We start from the raw sequence: 20,486 nt of genomic DNA, 5'->3' as shown, positions 1-20,486 counted from the left end.
TTATAAAAAAGACATTTATTTTTTGATAAATTTTCTTCTTATGCTTCTGCCATTAGATTCAATTCTTAAGAAATAAATACCACCTTGAAGATTTGAAACATTTAGCGTATTGTTTGTTATCATCTGATTGAAGACGCGTTTCCCTGAAACATCAAAAATAGTTGCAATTTTTTCTGTTAATACAGCAGAGGTCTTAATCTTTAAAACATCTTCAACAGGATTAGGATAAATAGAAACATCAGCAAATGTTTGATCCTCTACACTTAATGGTGCTGAGCCTTCAACAAGAATATGAGTTGTATTAACGCTTAGGTTTTCAAAAACATCTACCACTCCAGAAGGCCAATAAACTCTAATTTCTGTAATTGAGGTTTCTGTACCAAGACCAAAGTGTACGTTTAATGAGCTCATAAATTCAAAGCCTTCACCGCTTCTAACATCTCTAATTTGAGTTCCAGAAGGGGTAACCAATTCAACACGAGCGCCAATACCATTTCTGTTACTATAATTGGCTGTAACATGCGCCATACCAACGGTATTTATTTTAACCCAGTTATTACTATTGCCCTGATTGTAATATCTAACACCATTATAGTAAGCGTCTATAAAGCCGTCATTGTTTAAATCCCCAAAAGCACCATTTTTATAGTCTATTTGCTGATTGTCAGCATCCTCAAAGGTCATGTCTCCTTTACCGTACATTATAGAACCATTACTAATAATGTCTAGATATCCATCGTTGTCAATGTCGTGCACAGAACTCTCCCATCCAGTAGGCGCAATGATCCCTGCAGTATCGGTTACATCAGTAAAAACGAAGTCGTTATTAGGATTTCCGTCGTCTGAGAATCCACTATTTTCCATTAATTTATGAGTACCAGAACTAGCGCCAACAAACACATCCATATCACCGTCATTATCAAAATCTCCCCAAGCCGAAGACCAAGTTTGCATTGGGTCTGCCAAACCTAAAAGGGCTGCATTTTCAGTAAACGTTCCGTCACCGTTATTTGTTACCATAATATTTGTTCTTCTTTCTACAGAACCACCGCATTTGGCAACAAACAAATCAATATTTCTATCATTATTATAATCTATCCAGATAGAGCCATAATCACCTCCAGAGGGATAATTACCTAGAGAGTAAGGTGCGCCAGGCGTCACATCAGATTGATAAAAAGTTAAGTTTCCTGAACCGTCGTTTATAAAATACACGTTTGGCTCTACGTCGTGACAAACAAAGGCATCAAGATTACCATCATTATTTATGTCAACAAAATTTGAGCGCTGGGAGAATACGTACTGCGTTGTGGATTGCTCTGTAAAACTTGTACCGTCATTACTTGCTTGCATAAACGTAACACCACTACTAGCACCATAAAGCAAGTCTGTTTTTCCATTAGCGTCAAAATCTGCTGCAGCCATACTCCATGTTGGTAAATAGTCGGCGTTTGGTGTAGTTATATTAATATTTGTAAAAGACCCATCTGTATTTTGTTGTTGTATGTTAATATTTGTTGAGGTAACACCAACAATATCATCTAAAAAGTCACCATTCATGTCTACTACCGCTAAGTCAGATCCACTAACACTTATAGGTTGCTGAGAGAAATTAATTCTTGAAGGAGCTTGTGTCGTAAACGTATAAGGACCAGAGAAACCAGATGTTTCCCCTGTACAATTAGATTGAACATAGAAATCATAGCTAGTGCTGGAGGATAATCCGTTTAAATTATAGTTTGTAGAAGTAAGGTTGTTGATAACGTTTCCTGAGCCTAGTGTAAAACCTGCAGCTCCCCATTCAATATTCCATGTGTTTGCAATACCATTTTCTGTCCAACTCAAAATAGCTGAATCTAAAGATATTGAAGTTGCGTTTAGACTGCTAGGTTCGGGGCAACTCGAACCCTCTTCTATGCAAACATCGGCTGATCCACTTTGCTGATCTCTCCAAATAACGGCATAATAAGTAGCACCAGGAGTTAAGCCGCCAATAAGACCAGAGGAGTCTCCTGTATTAAATCCATTATTATTGCATACAGATACAGAAGCACCTCCACATGCATCATATACCTCTAAACCTATACTGTCCGCATCACCACTAAAATTAAAAACAACAGAGCCAATAGCAGGCGCTGTAAAGCTTACAAAAAAGCCATAGTTTCCAACAGCATCACAAGTTGGATTTTCGTTGGAAGCATCTATGTCAATTGCTGAACTAAAGTTGAAAGTTGTTGGTGTTGCTGAGCTACAGTCTCCAACAACGGTCATGTTAGTTGCAGAAGCGCAAGCTGCACCAGATGGTGAGGCTGTTCCAAAACCTATTGGCCCAACAAAATTTGACACATTGTTAGATCCACCACAATCAGACTGAATGTAGAATTCATAATCTGTGTTTGCTAATAAACCCGTTAAAGTAAAGGGATTTGATGAGGTTGTAATAACATTTCCCGTTCCAGGTGTAAATCCAACCGGACCCCATTCAATATTCCATGCTGTTGCAACACCGATTTCAGTCCAAGTTAAGTCTGCAGTGGTTTCAGTAATGTTAACAACATTAAGGTTAATAGGGTCTAGGCAAGAACTAGAAGGGTCTAGAGACGCAATTGTTGGAGATGTTAAGCACCAGCCCCATTGCCAACCATTTTGATCATCATAATTAATACGATATCTAAAACCTGATAATTGCGTAGCAGTAAATCCTGTTATATCGAGAACTCCTGTTGTGTAAGGTTCTGTATTAGAACATGTTTCATAATCAGAACCAGTAGAATTACCAGTAAATGTCCACAATGTGTACCATGTTGCTGTGTCTGCATCATAAGCCTCTATTGACAATACATCGTTTCCTAATGGTCTATATACGTAATCACCGCTTATAATAATCCAATTTTCACCAGCAGAACTTGCTGCAGTGAGATCAATTACAGGTGATGTTGCTTGAATTGTGTCATCAGAGCTTGATCCTGCAGCGTCATCATCAAAGGTAAAGGTTGATCCTGTAGTTGTTGGGTCAGACAGAAGCCCAGTGGCGGTGTAGCTTCCTGACAAAGACCAGTTACTATTAGGCCAATTAGCGCTTTCATTTAAGACCTGCGCTGCCCCTGAGCTAAATATAAGAACAGCAATGAGTAAGAGAGTAATTTTTTTCATATTCTTAGTGTTATTCACAATTATTTAAGGAGTTTATCCATTCTTCTACAAGATTTATGCCTTCTTCGTGATTAGTTGTTCTTCCTAACAAGGGCATTCTAAATGATTCATCTGTAGTACTTATTCTGTAATAAAGTATGGAAAGATCGGTGTCATTGGGCTTTACAATATATGAATTTGGAATGAATTGGGTTTCAGGCTCTACACAGACTCCTAAATTTGCTAGGTTTTCAGTTAAATGAAATGCAAACCTCATAGGTCTATAATTACAATGACCGTCATCTGAGTGGCAATGTGCACAATTAATATCTAAATAAGAGCGCACTCTAGTTTCAAGCGGATGAGAATCATCGTCCCAAGCGACTGATGAATTTATGTCATCTGGAACTTCAGAGTTTAGATATCCAAATTCTACCAGTTTACGTAGTTGGTTGGCAGTACCATCACTATATTCATAATCCTTATTTAAATTTTGAGGTTTTAGGCCTATAGGTGTTGGGTCATCTAGCTGATTATGGCACGTAAAACACTCAGCTCTAGAAGGAATTCGGTAATCTGTTGTCTTAATATTTTCTCCCTCTAGCCAGCTTAGATTAACAATACTGCCAGAGTTTGTGAAAAAAGCCTCTGTTTGTTCTGCATTCCAAACATAATTTGCAAAATCCCATCCGCTTTCCTTTTTATACATGAGTCTTGTCTCAATAATTTTTGTCGAATTATCGGGTTGTACATTGTTGTAAAAGAAATTTTTTATAATGACACTTCCTACAGGAAAATCTAAAGGAGTATAATCATTAATATAATTAGCCATAACACCATTAGGCATCCAAATGAAGCGTTTTTTCTTGGCGTAATCTGAAAACAGAGGTGTTATGAGATCATATGGAAAAACACCGTAAGTAGGGCTAAGGTTATTTAAATCACCTTCAAAGAAGTTGTAAGATGACAATGTTTCATGCGGAGTATCACCTTCAAACATATTTACAACAGATAATGATGAAATTGATATAGAGATACTCTCTGTTGAACAATTTTCAGGGGCATCACATATAGTGTATTGTATTGAATCTTCACCAATAGTGTTTGAGTTTGCAGTGTAAACTATGAAATCATCATTAACATTATCTGATGTATTATTATCATTAATGACTGCAGAACCTAATGACGGTTGCGTTATCGATAATGTACCTGATTGAGGTATATTAGAATCGTTATTGAATATAAATATCTCAACACTAGAGTTTTGAGCTAAAAAAGCTTCATCAGGATTGGTTTCAATAGATATAGGTGTTATGTTATTATCTGATTCGCTACAAGACGAGAGCGACAAGATGATTAAAAAAAACAATCTAAAAATATATTTCTTTTTCATTTAATAACAATAGAGTATCATTACAGTTTAAACAGAAAAAACCCTACTTTTTTAACAAAAATAGGGTTAAATTTAAGATTTTTTAATTAAATCGTTTATAATTAAATAAAAAAGATAAACGGCACGAAATACCAGGTTTGGGAAAATACCAAATTAACCTTTTACTTTTTCTTTTGTTTTATTAGGTAGAACATTAAAGCCCATGTTATAAAACGTAAACCCAAAAATATCAGCGTATTGTTCAATGGTTTTATTTACAGGAGTGCCAGCACCATGACCTGCGTCAGTTTCTATTCTTATTAAAGTTGGGTTACCGCCAGTTTGTTTACTTTGCAATTCAGCCGCGAATTTAAAACTGTGTGCAGGAACCACCCTATCATCATGATCTCCTGTTGTAATTAATGTTGCTGGATATTCAACACCTTCTTTTACATTGTGCACAGGAGAATAACCCTTTAAGTAATCAAACATTTCTTTACTATCCTCTGCAGTACCATAATCGTATGCCCAACCTGCACCTGCAGTAAAAGTGTGGTATCGTAACATATCTAAAACACCAACAGCAGGCAATGTAACTTTCATTAAATCTGGTCTTTGCGTCATTGTTGCGCCAACTAGTAAGCCTCCGTTTGATCCGCCTCTAATAGCTAAATAATCTGATGAGGTATATTTTTCTGAAATTAAATATTCCGCTGCAGCAATAAAGTCATCAAAAACATTCTGTTTTTTCATTTGAGTACCTGCATTATGCCATTTTTTTCCATACTCTCCACCACCACGCAAATTAGCTACAGCATATATTCCACCTTGTTCCATCCATACGGCATTTGTAATACTAAAACTCGGTGTAAGAGAGATATTGAAACCACCATAACCGTATAATATAGTTGGGTTTTTACCATCGAGCTCTAAACCTTTTTTGTGCGTTATTATCATAGGAACTTTTGTGCCATCCTTAGAGGTATAAAACACTTGTTTACTTTCGTAATTTTCAGGATTAAAGTCTATGTTTGGTTTACGGTATAATTCAGATGTTCCTCCCTCAATATTATATTTGTAAATACTGCCAGGAGTAACATAGTTTGTAAAAGAATAATACAATTCTTTGTCTTCTTTTTTAGCACCAAACCCACCAGCACTCCCAACGCCAGGTAGCTTTACTTCTCTTACAAGTTTACCATCGTAATCATACTGCAAAACTTTAGAAACAGCATCTACCATATATTCTGCGAAGAAATAACCGCCTCCTGTAGAAGGGCTAAGTACATTTTCGGTTTCTGGAATGAAATCTTCCCAATTTTCTGGTTTTGGGTCTGATGCATCTACAGTAACAACTTTTTGATTAGGAGCATTAAGGTTTGTCATAATATAGAGCTTGGAGCCTACATTTTCTATGATATTTGAGTCTGAGTCAGTATGTCCTAAAATTTCAACGAAAGGAGCGTTTGGTTTGGTAAGGTCTTTTATATAAAGCTTATTTCCTGAGGTAGAGACTCTAGGTGTGATGATGAGATAGCGGTCATCTTCTGTTACACCACCATAAATATAGCGATGCTTTTCTTCTGGAGTACCACCATATATCAATTGATCTTCAGACTGTTTAGTACCTAGCTTATGATAATAGACTTTGTGTTGGTCTGTTTTTGCAGAAAGCTCACTCCCTTTTGGTTTGTCATAGCTTGAGTAATAGAAGCCTTCGTTTTTGTACCAAGACATACCACTAAATTTAATATCGACTAAGGTGTCTTCAACGATTTCCTTGGTTTCAGCATTCATTATTAGAATTTTCCTCCAATCACTACCGCCTTCAGAAATTGAATATGCTAATGTTTTGCCATCCTTGGAAAAACTAAGGCCACCTAATGAAATTGTTCCATCTTCTTTAAAGGTGTTTGGATCTAAAAAGACCTCTGCAGTCTCTGGGTCGGCATTATTTTTATATCTGTAGATGACGTACTGGTTTTGTAACCCATCATTCTTGTAGAAATAGGTGTAATCACCTTCTTTAAACGGAGAGCCAATTTTTTCATAATTCCATAGTTTGGTGAGGCGCTCTTTTAATTCTTCTCGGTAGGGAATATTGTCTAGATAGCCAAAAGTGGTTTGGTTTTGAGATTTTACCCAGGCTTCGGTTTCATCGCTTCTGTCATCTTCTAACCAGCGATAAGGGTCTTGTACGTCTTGGCCAAAATAGGTGTCAACATGATCTATCTTTTTTGTTTCTGGGTATTGAAGTTTTGGTTGAATCAATTGTTGAGCGTTTAATTTTAAACAAACAAAAATACTTAGTAATGTAGTAATTAGTAGTAATTTTTTCATAATAAAAGGTTTAGTTAAATCTCAATATAAGGCTATACTACAGACTTTACTGAGGTGTTTTTAGACATAAAGAGCCATCGATAGCTTGTTAGATACAATGCGATGTAAGATACAAAATTTAGAACGCGTCTAAAAACGTACGTGTAGGCTTAAACCAAATTATTTTTAACGAGGTATTCTGCAATTTGAATAGTATTTGTAGCAGCCCCTTTTCTAAGATTGTCGCTCACTACCCAAAGATTTAGTGTGTTGGGCTGAGAGCCATCTCTACGTATTCTTCCGACAAACACATCATCTTTTCCGTTGGCATACATGGGCATTGGATAGACATTAACGTCTAGATTATCTTGTACTGTAACGCCTTGGGTATTATCTAATATTTGCCTTACTTCGGTTAAGTCAAAATCGTTTTCAAATTCAACATTTATGGCTTCACTGTGTCCACCTGCTGTTGGTATCCTTACTGCTGTTGCGGTTACGGCAATGCTTTTGTCGTCTAGAATTTTTTGAGTTTCCCTTACCAGTTTCATTTCTTCTTTTGTGTATCCGTTTTCTTCAAAAATATCACAATGAGGTATAGCATTTTTATGAATAGGGTAGTGATAAGCCATATCACCTTTTTTGCCAGCTATTTCGTTTTCTAACTGTTCTACAGCTTTTATTCCAGTACCTGAAACCGATTGGTATGTAGATACAACAATACGCTTTATTTTATATTTATAATGAAGTGGAGCTAAAGCCATGACCATTTGTATGGTTGAGCAATTGGGATTTGCAATAATTTTATCGTCTTTGGTTAATTGGCTTGCATTAATTTCTGGCACCACAAGTTTTTTAGTTAAGTCCATTCTCCATGCAGAAGAATTATCAATAACAGTAGTACCTGCTTCTGCAAATTTGGGTGCCCATTCTAAAGATGTATTTCCACCAGCTGAGAATAGAGCTATATTCGGACGTTTTTTAACAGCTTCAGAAATACTTATAACCTTATGTTGTTTTCCTTTAAATTTTAGTGTTTTACCAACCGAACGATCTGATGCTACTAATAGCAATTCATCAATTGGGAAATGACGTTCTTTAAGAACGCTTAACATAACACTGCCTACTAAGCCGGTTGCACCTACTACAGCTACTTTCATTTTATAAATGATTTTAAATAAATATCACGTAAAATTACATAAAAAAAAGAGCGTACTTTCAATTAAACAAGACCTTTTAACAATTAAAAAAAAGGTGTTAATTATTTAACTTTAACAAAGAAAAACCCAGCTATTTAGGCTGGGTTTAGTTATTAAATATGTAGTGCAGCGGTAGCTACGGTTTACCTACTTTTTTAAAGAATCTCTAATTTCCATTAGTAAATCAATTTCAGACGGACCAGCAGGTGCTTCTGGTGCTGGTTCTTCTTTCTTTTTCATTTTGTTAACTCCTTTTACAACCATATACATTACAAATGCAACGATTATAAAATCAATAACGTTTGTTAAAAATGTACCGTACTCTAACCAAACTTCTCCTACCATTTCGCCTGCGTCGTTTAATTCCCCATCTTTTAATTTGTGTCTTAATGCTTTAAAATCAGAATCAAATATCAAACCAATTAGAGGTGATACAATTCCGCCTGTAAATGATGCTACAACTTTGTTAAATGCAGCACCCATTACAAAACCGACTGCAATATCTACAAGGTTGCCCTTCATTGCAAATTCTTTAAATTCTTTTAACATAATTTAGTGTTTTAAAATAGTTAGTATATGTGTTAGTGAATTACTAAAATAAGTAAAAAAGATACAATTTGTTAAAAAAACCTAGTCAGAGATGATAATTCTTTTTACACGTTGTGAAATTGCCGTAATTATTTCGTAAGAAATTGTGCCTGAAGACTCTGCAACATTAGAGGCTTTGTGAGAGCCATCAAAGATGATGACCTCATCTCCTTCTTTGCAGTCAATATCTGAAATATTAACCATGATCATGTCCATGCATACATTACCAATAATTGGGGCTTTTTTTCCATTGATAAACACAAACCCCTTCTCTTTACCATAAACTCTTGTAATACCATCAGCATGGCCAATGGGTATTGTTGCCGTTGTCTGAACACTTTTGGCTTTATAAGCTCTGTTGTATCCTACGGTTTCGTCTTTTTCAATTTTATGAATTTGCGAAATCACAGATTTTAAGTTTGCGATTGGCCTTAGCTGAGCATCTTCAGTTGCCGAGTTTCCGAAGCCGTAGAGTCCTATGCCGCTTCGTACCATGTCTAGTTGTCCTTTGGGATAGTTTATAATGCCAGAAGTATTACATAAATGCAACAAAGGACTATAATTTAATTTAGACTTAAAATCTTCTGCTATAGACTTAAACAACGTTATTTGATGATTAGTGAAGTCAGTTTCATTTTTATCTTCACTAGCTGCTAAATGCGAAAAAAGGGATTTTACTTTTATGGAGGTAGTTCTGTTTAGTTCTGAAACTATATAATCCACGTCATTCTTGCAGAAACCAAGGCGGTTTAAGCCTGTGTTAAACTTAATATGAATGGGATAGTCTTTTTGAGATTGGTTTTCAGCGGTTCTAATAAATTCATCTAAAATTCTTATACTATATATACTGGGCTCTAAACAGCGTTCTATGATTGTTTTAAAATTAATTGGCTGTGGGTGCAGGACCAATATAGGTGTTGTAATACCTGCATCTCTTAGTAAAACACCTTCCTTTGCATAGGCTACTGCTAAATAATCAACATTTAATTTTTCTAGGTGTTTGGCTACAACGATAGAATCGCTTCCGTAGGCAAACGCTTTAACAACCGCCAAGAATTTAGTGTTGGGCTGTAATTTAGATTTTATGTAATTGAAATTATGTGTTAGCGCACCTAAATCAATTTCCAGAACAGTTTCATTCGCTTTCGGCATCAGATTTATTTTCTTTAGCATTGATTTCTTCGGCATCTTTTACTTTCATCTGTCTCACTTTATCTCTAAGCATGGACTTATAAAAAGCAGCACGGCTTAAAGGTTCGTATTCTTCAACTTCACCGAGTAAGACCAAATCATCGCTTTGTGCTTTTCTGTAACTATACTGAGCTAAATTTCCTGTTTTGGTACAAATGGCATGAACCTTTGTAACATATTCTGCAGTTGCCATAAGGTAAGGCATAGGGCCAAACGGATTACCTTTAAAATCCATATCTAAACCAGCAACAATAACACGAACTCCCTTATTGGCTAAATCGTTACAAACTCTTACAATCTCATCATCAAAAAATTGTGCTTCGTCAATACCAACGACATCACAACCATCTGCTAAAATTGGAATATTGGCTGCCGCAGGCACCGGAGTAGATCTAATTTCATTAGAATCGTGAGAAACCACCATGTCATCATCATATCTTACATCTACCGTAGGTTTAAAAATTTCAACCTTTTGTCTCGCAAACTGAGCGCGCTTTAACCTGCGGATCAGTTCTTCGGTTTTACCAGAGAACATTGATCCACAAATCACCTCAATCCATCCAAATTGTTCTTTATGATTTACCGTATTTTCGAGAAACATTTTGTAAATTTAGCACTAAAACGTAATGTATTTTCGTTTGTATAAAGGTCAATCAAAAATATTAAAAATCAAAAGTAATTAAGGTGAAACATCTACTATTTCTTTTTAAATAAAAATAGTATAGTTTTAAGACGTTTTAAATGAATTTACTGAACTATTAAACCTAGATCCCATGAAAAAGAAGTTAGAATCAGAATTAATCAGTATTGCGCACAGTATTTTAAAATTAAAAGGTAGAGAAGATGTCGATAGAATGCATGAAGCGGTTACAAAGCTTTATGAGAAGCTTACGGTTTTAAAATTTGCACAAGAGAATTTTGAAGACGACAAGCCTACAATTGGCAATGACTCTTCTTTTTTTGGTATGTTAGACGCAGCCTTTAACAATACTATAAGTGACAACATAGAAATAGGTAATAAAACCTATGTTAATGTTGATGAAGTAGAGGACGATGACATTATGGAACCCGTAATGGAAAAAATAAAAGATATGGTGGCTCAAATGCCCAGTGAGAGTCAACAGGTTGATGTAATGGTTGAAGAAGTGGTTGCAAATAAAAAGCCATCTCCTGTAGAATTTGAAAACATAAGTTCAGACTTTGCACATATTCCAGAATTTGAACCTATTGAAGAGGCTAAAAAACGTGAAGCTGAGCAAGCTAAAAAATCATTAAACGATAAATTAAAAGGGAATGGATTACAGATTGGATTGAATGATAAATTAGCCTTTATAAAACATCTTTTTGAAGGTAAAAATGAAGACTATGACCGCGTAATCTCTCAAATAAACACTACAGACTCTCTAGCAGAAGCCAGAGCCCTTATCTACGATATGGTAAAGCCAGATTATAACAACTGGGAAGGCAAGGAAGACTACGAAGAGCGCTTTATAGAAATTGTTGAAGGCAAATTCAGTTAATAGTTAAGATAAACGTAGCCTCGTAATGGTTTTGCTAATCCATTAATTTCTAAAATGTAAAAATACGTACCAACGGGAAGTAACCCTGACGATTCAGGTATACCTCTATTTGATCTGCCATCCCAAGTATTATCGTAATTATTGGTTTGGTAGATTAATGTACCATAACGGTTATAAATTTTAATTCTATTATCAGGAAAGCGTTCTATACAAGGAATTACCAAATAATCATTCTCTAAATCTCCATTAGGAGAAACACCTTGAGGTATAGATAGGCAATTAGATATTTCTACAATCGCTTCATCTTCATTGTTGGTCTCATCTCTATCTACTTCATTTAATGCATTTAAAAAAGCAACATTAAGTAAATCGGTTGATGAAACCACCAAAACACTAATTTGTAAAGTTTCGGATTGGTTAGGATCCAAAATCGGGATTGACCAAGAAAATGTACTATCATCAAAAACACCAGAGCTAACTGTTGCAGAAATGTACTCATACCCAATTGGAAGTGCGTCTAAAACTTCAACGGCAGACGCTTGAGTTGTACCCACATTTGTTGCAGTGATGTTAAATGTTACTTCCTGGCCAACAATAGCTTCTGTTGGCTCAACAGATTTTAAAATTTCAATATCAACATTAGAAGTATCTACAATAACATTTAAAGTAGCACTTACTTGTGATGCATCTAGGTTATTGGTGTCACTTATGTTATGAAAGTCATTAAGATACGCACCAGCAATGTCTGATGTTACCATTACTGAAAATGTACAGCTCTCAACTCCGTTCGGAAAGGCTAAATCCGTAATTCCAACAAAAGTGTCGCCAGTAGCTCCAGTAAATGTAGCTGTACAACCATTAGCCTCTACCCAAACCGGAGATGAAGATAAGGTTACGCCTGCTGGTAAATTATCCGTAAATGCTATACCGTTTTGAGTTGGATTGGTTGCGATGTTATAAACCGTAAAAATTAATTCGCTTTCGCCTCCTTCTAAAATTGTATTTGGCACAAACATTTTTTCTAATATTGGCGAAATCACCTGAACACTATTTACTGAAATGTTGGTTTCGGGAGTTAACTCTTCATTATCTGCTGCACTCGGAAAAGCTTCGGCAATATTGTTAAACCCACCACCAAAACTTGGAGCAGCAACAGGAATAGTGACTCTAACCGTAGAACCTGCTTCCATTGTGGGAATAATACCCGTTATAGAATTGCCACTAATGTTGAATGTAGAAATACAAGTAGCACTACCAGATGTAACGCTACAGTTTGGTGTACCTAAAATAGTAAAAGCATTATCTAAGATATTTTCAAATTGTACATCAATAGCGCTAGAGCTTGTTACACTATTGCTAATATCTACAATCCAATCAAAAGCTTCTTCAGTATCTACTTGGGCAAATTCAGGATACGTTTGTACTACTAAATCTATACAAGGCGCAAAGTATGTTTGTACAAAGGCAGTGTTATTGCCTAGATTAGTCTCAGGAACATTGATTACATAATTTACTCGCACGTAATTTGTAGCAATCATAGGTAATGTAGAACATTCTGGCTGCCAATCTACGGTAACGGTAAACGACACTGAACTATTAGCTGGAAGTATCCAATTATCCTCGGGCAAAATTTCCCAAAAAGTGTCAAAACTACCGTCTTCAGTAACACCATCAAAACTAACACCTATGTTAGCATTTGCAATAGTAAAACAAGAGGCAGTACCGGTTGTTCCTGAACACTCGACACTCACTAAAGTTCCGGTGATAGGTACGTCATCACCCAATGGAACAGGCATGTGATCTTGCACTTGTATGGGCTCATCCGTATCACCATCATTAGTTACAGTAACCTCGTAGGTTATTTCTCCCCATTCTGCAGTATTTGTTTGCGTACTCCCAATAGGTAATTCAGGAAAGATTTGAGTTTTTGTAACTTCAATATCAGAAATATCCTCTTCATCGCAAGGTTCCTCAGTAGGAAGTGTTAGATAGTTATAGTAAAAATTATTATCAGGATTTATATCTATAGTTTGAGTAGGTAGGAGTACTATCTGACTTTTTATTGTGGCGTCCACCTGATTTGGAAACGGGTTGCATGGAGGTTCAAGAAAAATCACTACAGTCTCAATAGTTATTGTAGTATTAGGTTGCAGTACAAATTCACTCGTAACCCATAATTGACCATTATCTGAAATTGTAAAATCTTCACAAGCAACAAGTCCGGTAGTTGCTGTACAACTAACAGAAATGATGTCCCAATCGACATTTGCGGATAAATTTTGAATAAAGAAAAACAATGGAGCCTCAGAAGGACCATTATTACATACTGTTGTAACTAAAGTAATGGCTTCATTATAGTCTATATCTGTAGTGTCTGTGGGATCAATAATTTCGGTTTCAATACAAACATCTGTTGTTGGGCATTGGTCTGCGTTTGGAAGAATAGTTTCTACAAAGTTGGATTGGTTTGGTGAGACATTAGTATGACTTAAATCTATTTCAATAAAGCTATCAACCATAATAGGCATCGGGTTTGGCGAGCATGAAAAATTGGTATAGCGATAAACCATTTCAAAAGTGATGCTTCCTCCTGAAGTAATTTCAGCACCATCATTAAAATTAAATAATGTTGGAGCCGTAACGCTATTTGATGAGTTTACAGTTGTAGAAGCCGTAGTAAGACCTGTTAGATCAGGACACATAGTTCCGTTAGTGCTATCAATGCATTCCAAAGAAATGAACTGTGCAAATGGCTGACCGTTACCAACCATTGATGTTAAAATTAATCGACCTCTAATAATGTCCACCGGAAAGTCTATCTCACTATTATTGGTAATAGTAAATTGATAAGTAACCTGGTCTCCCCAAGCACTAACAGGTGTTCCTGGAGTAGGTGAAATTTGGCTATGAGTCACCTCAAAGTCAATAATAATGTCCAACACGTCAATAGAAATAATAGATTGGTTATTGCTAGTGTTTGTATCAGTGGTACCTGTTGGTGGACTTATTGTTCCATTAACTGCAATACCACCTAAGTTGGTTGGCGCAGAGACTAAAACCAAGAGTTCTACACTAGAGTTGTTGGGCATATTAGCCACAGTAGCTGTCAAAACATTTGTTGTAATTACAATACCTGAAACATCGGACGCTCCGTTAATATTATTTTGAGAACTTGTTGAAATTATAGTAATCTCATCATCAAAATCTATGGAAATACTTGCGTTACTAACAGTATTACCAGAATTAGACAGCGTGATTAAATATTGAAAATCTTCATATATATCTACTTGCGAAATAGGAGTGCCATCAAGATTTTGAGCCTCAATGTTTATAGATAAATCTGTGGTTTGGGTAAATAAAAAAGAGGCATTACATAAAAGGAATAATAAAAGACAAAGTGATTTCTTCACAGGTTGGTTTTCTATTTAGATGTAGTTTCTTACAAATGGTTGCGTTAAGATATTCAAAAGATTGTAAATTTGAGATTAAGATTTATAACACATGAAACTATACCTAGTTCCAACACCAATTGGAAATTTAAAGGATATCACTTTTAGGGCCATTGACGTTTTAAAAGAAGCAGATATTATACTTGCCGAAGACACTAGAACATCTGGAAAGCTTTTAAAACATTTTGAAATTTCCACACATATGCAAAGTCACCACATGCATAACGAGCATAAAACGGTAAATAATCTCATTGAAAAGTTAAAGTCCGGACTTACAATTGCTGTGATTAGTGATGCTGGTACGCCAGCCATTTCCGATCCTGGATTTTTGCTTGTTAGAGCTTGTGTAGAAAATAATATTGAAGTAGAATGTTTACCAGGAGCGACAGCTTTTGTGCCTGCCTTGGTAAATAGTGGATTACCAAACGATAAGTTTGTGTTTGAAGGTTTTTTACCAGTAAAGAAAGGTCGCCAAACCCGATTGTTACTTTTAGCAGAAGAAAATCGAACTATGATTTTTTACGAAAGTCCACATAAGTTAGTAAAGACCTTAGGACATTTTTGTGAGTACTTTGGTGAAGACAGACTAGTTTCCGTATCGAGAGAGCTTACCAAACTTTATGAAGAGACTGTAAGAGGAACAGCAAAGGAAGTTTTAGAACATTACACCAACAAACCACCAAAAGGCGAGATTGTTATTGTGGTTGGTGGGAAGAAGTAATACATCTTAATGACAAGTAAGATGAACTACTTCCATAATTTTGGAAAATTAAGTTTTGTTTTAGTGTTTTTAATAAAACTTTCAAGATCTTTCAAGGTAGCTTTTGGATAAAGAATTCTTAATAGTACAATTTGAATTATTTTACTTATCCCTAATCTTTCTACAAGTAAAACTTTTCCTGCTAATATTAAATATACTTCCATTATTTATTTGTTTTTTAAGTCAAATTAAATTAGGCAACTATAGTTTGCTTTGACATTGTTTTTGCAATTTAAAGTGAGTACAGATAATAAAAAAGGACAGTGATTTGTAAATTATAATCTTATTTGATTTGATAAGGGTTTCAACAGATTATAAATCAAAAAAACCTCACCATTTCTGATGAGGTTTTTTAACATTAAAATATATGAGAAATTACTAATCTTTAATCTCAACTGTATTTCCTGAGATCCAATTTTTGTTTTCATCTCCATAATACAGATAAACAGTACTAGCAGGTGCTTGGTAATGGCCAGCAATATCAGCTTTTAAATCTAATCTAATATTTTTGGTTTCTGAAGCTTTAAATTCTCGCCAGTAAAACACCAGATAATTATCAAAAACCTCATAAAAAGCCACCTTATTTTCTTCTAAAATCTTTTTTAGTTGCCAAGGTTGAGCTGTTGTTCCAGATGGTATACCAACAATTGTGGTGACCATACCCAAGGGTTCTGCATTGGTGTTTGCAACAGAGATATTAAAACTTACATTATCGCCAACCATGTGGTTTTGTCCAGTAATTGTTGTTTCGAGTTGTAAAGGACAAGCCTTTGAGCTATCTGGTAACGTGCTATCCCAATTCACATTCAAAGTATAAGGAAATGTTGCCTTTGTGTTGTTGAACTTAACTGCAATAGTCTGTTCTCCTTGTTTTAGATAGTTCTCAAAACCGTTAATGGTAATTTTTCCGTCGTCTGAAAGTTCTAGTTTTTTAGTTATCGATTTACCATTAATTACTAACGTGATATCATCGTTTTCCTCAAGTATTTTTTGCTTTTGACTTTTTGTGTAATTAATCAGAGCTTTAAGAGCCATAGCAGTTGCTTGTGTAGAGCCAAAACGGTTGTTTTTACGTTGCTTAATCAGATAATCTACACCTTCTGTTACAAGCATAGTATTTTCGTTTTTTTCATCCATTAAAGCCAATGTTGTAAGCGCTACGGTTTCTATCTGTTTTGAGTTGCCGTAAGATCTGGTAATTGTATTTTCTACAGGTATTTTTTCAAAACCATACTCCTCAATATTTGTTTTTATTTTGGTTAAAAGTGTTTTAAAGTTCTCTTCTTTATTGAGGTTATGACTTGTCATAGCTAGTAATGCCATTTTATAAGTGTCATTAATCTTTACAGCATCTAAATAGGCTGTGTTATATTCTAGCATATAATCTGCATTGACACCAGATTCGCTTAATGCATAGACAATGTAGGCGTTGGCAACATCTGTTGGAGAACTAGCAAAACTATCATAGCCTTTTTTACTTTTTTTGAAACCACCTTTACCGTCTTTTCGGCTTAAAAGCCAATCTACAGTTCTGGAAATCATTTTGTCGCTTACACCATCATATACTTCTTTCATTTCGGTAAACTCCAAAATACCATAAGCGGTTAAGGTTTCGTGAGGAGGAGTATGACCAAACCATTCAAAACCACCTTTAGAAGTTTCAAAACCAATAAGTCTTTTGTAGCCTTGTTTTATAAAATCTAGGGCTTTAGCTTCAATTTCAGGATTGCTTTTGCCAGCTTCCTTAAGGTATTTTAAGACCATAATATTAGGATATGTTGAAGATGATGTTTGCTCAAAACATCCATAAGGCTGACGGATTAATGACTCAATACCATCCATAACATCACCTACAATGTCTGTGTAAATATTAAACTCTGTGGTAATACTATTTTTAACAGCATGGTTAATTTCAAAGTCAAACAGTTGAGATTCTGAACCAGACAGTGATAAAGAAGTTGGGAAATAAGGGCTTAAAATGGTTACCTTTTTCTTTATGATATCCTTATAATCTTCAGATTCTGCCAGAATGGAAATGTTTAAGTCTCTACCCTTTTCAATAGGTATAACTTCTATGGTTTTGGTGACAGCGTTTTTAGCTTCCACGTTTAGTTTTTCGTCAATAGACGATACCAACTTTAAATGTTCAGGTAATAGAAACTTTAAATTAGTTTCCATGGCTTTTTCAGTTTCATTTGTAATGGTAATTGGTAATGAAATCGTGTCATTTAGCACCATGTAATTAGGTGTTTTAATGTCTATGTTCAATAATTTCTTGGTAGCGTATAATTTGTCAGCTTTGCCTACAAGGCCATTATAACCAATGCCTTCAGCAGAAATTTTAAACGACGTTACGGCATCAGAGTTATAAAATTCAATTTTGGCAACACCATCAGCATTAGTTTGTACAACAGGATTCCAGTATATGGTTTGTCTAAAATCGGTACGCTCTTCTGGTAGATTTTTTCCTTCATAAATTGGCATGTAGAAACTTCTTGGAGTGTTTGTGTAGTTTTGGTTATAGTGGTAAAATTGCTTTACAGCGTAATTTTTATAATCTCTGTTATTTAATCGTTTTATTGCGCCACTACTATTTGGATATTTTCCGTGTTTTGTATTTATAAGAATTACACCATTAGAACCTCTACAACCATATATGCTAGTTGCAGCAGCATCTTTTAGAATAACCACATTATTTACTAGCTGCGGATTGATGTCACCCAAGGCCGAACTATCGTAAGGCACACCATCTACCACAATAAGAGGCTGATTATTACCCGATACACTTCCAAAACCTCTGATTCTAACCGTTGGCGCGCTTCCTGGTTGTCCACTACGATTAATTACGTTTACACCAGCAACCTCACCAGCCAAAGCATTTAATACAGAATTACCATTTGATGCAATCTCTTCTGAAGACACAATTGATGCAGCACCTGCAAAGCTTTTTTTACGTGTAATACTGTAACCCACAACGACAACTTCGTCCAAGCCATTTTTATTTTCTTCTAGACCGACAGAGATTTGTGCCTTTTGTTTAATAGCCTTTTGTAGCGGTTTTTCATTTTTAATAAAAGATTTAATATTCTCTTTGTTTTCTATGGTTTTAGTTGGTGTTTGGCTGTAATAGTTTCCTTTTTTTAAGGTTGTTTCTTTAATAGTAACATGTTCTCCATTGTCATTATAGGCTAATAAAGTCAAATGATAATTATTGTTGAATTTAAAAGCAAACGAACCATCTTCTTCGGTATCAAAAACCAAAACTTTATTTCCCTTACTATCAAAAAGCAGCAAATGTGCTTGTGTTGGTTTTCCTTTTTTATTGAGTACCACACCAGTTTGTATGGCACTTTGTTCTGGTAGATATTGTGCATTCTCCTTAGTAACTGTAGGAGCATTAATATAGTCTCGCCAACCATGCGTTAGCATTACATAATCTATTGCTTTTTTAGATTTTGGCTCTTTTGGATTCATGAAAAAATCTGGCTTATGAATTTTACCTTTCAATTCAGAAGACATCAATACGTAAGATAAAATATGGTCTTGCTTATCATCCGCAAAGGACAGTAATTTATTATCTGCAACAGCTAATGATAAGTTTGCAGGAACAGGATTCTGCTTCTCATCATATGTTTTTATAGTAAGTTTTACTTTCTCTCTGGTATTGTATTGTTCTTTATCTAGGCTGAGGTCTACATGAAGTTTTTTGTGAGGATTTAGAAACACCAAACGCTCTGCAAACGTACTGCCATATTCATTTTTTAGACTGAATTTGGTAATACCCATAGGATATTCTGAAGTGTTTAAACCTATATTTTTTTTGAGACCAATTTCCTTTTTTAAGAGCAATGTACTTGCATTTGAAACCTCAAGAAATAAAGGTGTACTGTAGGTTGAAAAAATATCTAAATTGGTTGATAGACTGTCGGTTGTAACAGAAAACCGAACACCGTTTTCGTACACTTTTGGTAGCTGAATTAATTCCTCAGAACGGAAAGGTTCTGTGATCTTAGCATAATACACCTCGTCTTTGTTTGGGTTAAAATTGAAGCTTCCCATGCCATCATGAAAACTTTCAAAAGTTGAAATGGTTTCTCCTTTTGCATTAACAATATCTCCTTTGAGATCTACTGGTTTTCCAAATTCATTAAGAGCTTTAAAGGCAACTTTGTTTAAAGTGCCAGCTACAATTTTGCCGCTTTCTGGCAAAAACTGAAGGTCAATAGTGTTTAAAACCACAGGAACAGCTCTTGAGATAGATTCTGTGGTGCCTTTGTGATATACCAAAGCGTTTAAAACCACATCAACAGACTCCAAGTCTTCTGGCAATGTAAAGCTAGGTTTGGCTTTACCGTCTTTATCAGTAACCACAACATCATTTATAATGTCTGTGCCTTTTACACTCACTTTATACGTAACTTCCGTGTGTGATAAAGGTTGATTTTTTAAATCCTTAACTTCGAGATTTGCGATAACCTCAGAGGATTTTCCGTAGCCTTCTTTTTCGAATTTTAAATTAAGTAACAGTTTAGGTTTTACCACTTTTTGTATAGTGATTTTTTTGGTAAAAAATGAATCTTCACCATAATTACGCATCCAATTGGTGTAGCATTTTAAAGTATAAATGCCACCAACCCAATCCGAGCTTATATCAAAATTTCCGTAAGCATATCCTTGTTTTACATTAAGGTTTAAGGAAGTAACAACAGCACCTTTAGGCGAAATTAATTCCGCATGCATCACGTCACTGATGGTCGTAATAGTATTGTCTGTATCGACGATGTAAGATTTAAACCAAATGGTTTCTCCAGGAAAATAGAACGGTCTGTCGGTTTGTGTGTATATCTTCTCTAATGGATTATTAAATGCTTCAAAAGCTTTATAAGACAGCAACGTGAAGAAGCAAAGTCCGGCAATCATCAAAAGTTTAGTGTTCTGTATACGTTTTTTCATAAT

11 protein-coding genes are annotated in these 20,486 nt (G+C 35.3%); 2 read left to right on the top strand and 9 right to left on the bottom strand.

Features of this window, described 5'->3' with window-relative positions; genetic code table 11:
• Positions 1-15 precede the first annotated feature (15 nt).
• The 7 genes from BWZ20_RS08825 to BWZ20_RS08795 form a co-directional block, all read right to left on the bottom strand.
• Entirely contained in the window at positions 16-3,153 is a 3,138-nt protein-coding gene (locus BWZ20_RS08825) for an FG-GAP-like repeat-containing protein (protein WP_076619139.1), read from the bottom strand.
• Positions 3,154-3,163: 10 nt separating this feature from the next.
• Positions 3,164-4,525 carry an Ig-like domain-containing protein gene (locus tag BWZ20_RS08820; RefSeq protein WP_076619137.1) on the bottom strand — a complete coding sequence of 454 codons (1,362 nt, stop codon included), beginning with the start codon at positions 4,523-4,525 and terminating at the stop codon, positions 3,164-3,166.
• A gap of 153 nt (positions 4,526-4,678) precedes the next feature.
• Positions 4,679-6,844 (bottom strand): prolyl oligopeptidase family serine peptidase, encoded by a 2,166-nt coding sequence (locus BWZ20_RS08815; protein WP_076619135.1) that lies wholly within the window; start codon positions 6,842-6,844, stop codon positions 4,679-4,681.
• Positions 6,845-6,993: 149 nt separating this feature from the next.
• Positions 6,994-7,983, bottom strand: coding sequence for an aspartate-semialdehyde dehydrogenase (locus BWZ20_RS08810; RefSeq protein WP_076619133.1), 990 nt, complete (start codon positions 7,981-7,983; stop codon positions 6,994-6,996).
• 186 nt (positions 7,984-8,169) lie between these two features.
• Positions 8,170-8,571 carry a large-conductance mechanosensitive channel protein MscL gene (gene mscL / locus BWZ20_RS08805; RefSeq protein ID WP_076619131.1) on the bottom strand — a complete coding sequence of 134 codons (402 nt, stop codon included), beginning with the start codon at positions 8,569-8,571 and terminating at the stop codon, positions 8,170-8,172.
• A gap of 81 nt (positions 8,572-8,652) precedes the next feature.
• A complete protein-coding gene (gene alr / locus BWZ20_RS08800) occupies positions 8,653-9,762 on the bottom strand; it encodes an alanine racemase (protein ID WP_076619129.1) in 1,110 nt (369 codons plus the stop codon).
• Positions 9,746-10,402: a thymidine kinase gene (locus tag BWZ20_RS08795; protein ID WP_076619127.1), complete on the bottom strand. Its 657-nt coding sequence runs from the start codon at positions 10,400-10,402 to the stop codon at positions 9,746-9,748. The genes alr and BWZ20_RS08795 overlap by 17 nt, the downstream gene beginning before the upstream one ends.
• A gap of 172 nt (positions 10,403-10,574) precedes the next feature.
• Here BWZ20_RS08795 and BWZ20_RS08790 point away from each other — a divergent pair, with 172 nt between their 5' ends.
• Complete coding sequence (locus tag BWZ20_RS08790) at positions 10,575-11,321, top strand: hypothetical protein (RefSeq protein WP_076619125.1); 747 nt, start codon at positions 10,575-10,577, stop codon at positions 11,319-11,321.
• On the opposite strand, the gene BWZ20_RS08785 is transcribed toward BWZ20_RS08790, so the two are convergent.
• Positions 11,318-14,731: a gliding motility-associated C-terminal domain-containing protein gene (locus BWZ20_RS08785; protein WP_076619123.1), complete on the bottom strand. Its 3,414-nt coding sequence runs from the start codon at positions 14,729-14,731 to the stop codon at positions 11,318-11,320. The genes BWZ20_RS08790 and BWZ20_RS08785 overlap by 4 nt on opposite strands.
• A 91-nt stretch (positions 14,732-14,822) precedes the next feature.
• On the opposite strand from BWZ20_RS08785, the gene rsmI reads away from it, so the two are divergent.
• Positions 14,823-15,491, top strand: coding sequence for a 16S rRNA (cytidine(1402)-2'-O)-methyltransferase (rsmI, locus tag BWZ20_RS08780; protein ID WP_076619121.1), 669 nt, complete (start codon positions 14,823-14,825; stop codon positions 15,489-15,491).
• Positions 15,492-15,908: 417 nt separating this feature from the next.
• Here the strand turns inward: rsmI and BWZ20_RS08775 are convergent, their stop codons facing one another.
• Positions 15,909-20,483, bottom strand: a complete 4,575-nt coding sequence (locus BWZ20_RS08775) for a TonB-dependent receptor plug domain-containing protein (protein ID WP_083677197.1) — start codon at positions 20,481-20,483, stop codon at positions 15,909-15,911.
• Between the last annotated feature and the right edge of the window lie 3 nt (positions 20,484-20,486).

The organism is Winogradskyella sp. J14-2 (genome assembly GCF_001971725.1).
GTDB lineage: Bacteria > Bacteroidota > Bacteroidia > Flavobacteriales > Flavobacteriaceae > Winogradskyella.
The sequence above is the reverse complement of the archived record's forward strand: the minus strand, read 5'-3'. Positions and strand labels throughout refer to the sequence as shown.

What these genes read in the sequence shown, in the direction of transcription:
- BWZ20_RS08825 (WP_076619139.1), bottom strand. Translation starts at nt 3,153, where the DNA reads ATGAAAAAAATTACTCTCTTACTCATTGCTGTTCTTATATTTAGCTCA.
- BWZ20_RS08820 (WP_076619137.1), bottom strand. Translation starts at nt 4,525, where the DNA reads ATGAAAAAGAAATATATTTTTAGATTGTTTTTTTTAATCATCTTGTCG.
- BWZ20_RS08815 (WP_076619135.1), bottom strand. Translation starts at nt 6,844, where the DNA reads ATGAAAAAATTACTACTAATTACTACATTACTAAGTATTTTTGTTTGT.
- BWZ20_RS08810 (WP_076619133.1), bottom strand. Translation starts at nt 7,983, where the DNA reads ATGAAAGTAGCTGTAGTAGGTGCAACCGGCTTAGTAGGCAGTGTTATG.
- mscL (WP_076619131.1), bottom strand. Translation starts at nt 8,571, where the DNA reads ATGTTAAAAGAATTTAAAGAATTTGCAATGAAGGGCAACCTTGTAGAT.
- alr (WP_076619129.1), bottom strand. Translation starts at nt 9,762, where the DNA reads ATGCCGAAAGCGAATGAAACTGTTCTGGAAATTGATTTAGGTGCGCTA.
- BWZ20_RS08795 (WP_076619127.1), bottom strand. Translation starts at nt 10,402, where the DNA reads ATGTTTCTCGAAAATACGGTAAATCATAAAGAACAATTTGGATGGATT.
- BWZ20_RS08790 (WP_076619125.1), top strand. Translation starts at nt 10,575, where the DNA reads ATGAAAAAGAAGTTAGAATCAGAATTAATCAGTATTGCGCACAGTATT.
- rsmI (WP_076619121.1), top strand. Translation starts at nt 14,823, where the DNA reads ATGAAACTATACCTAGTTCCAACACCAATTGGAAATTTAAAGGATATC.
- BWZ20_RS08775 (WP_083677197.1), bottom strand. Translation starts at nt 20,483, where the DNA reads ATGAAAAAACGTATACAGAACACTAAACTTTTGATGATTGCCGGACTT.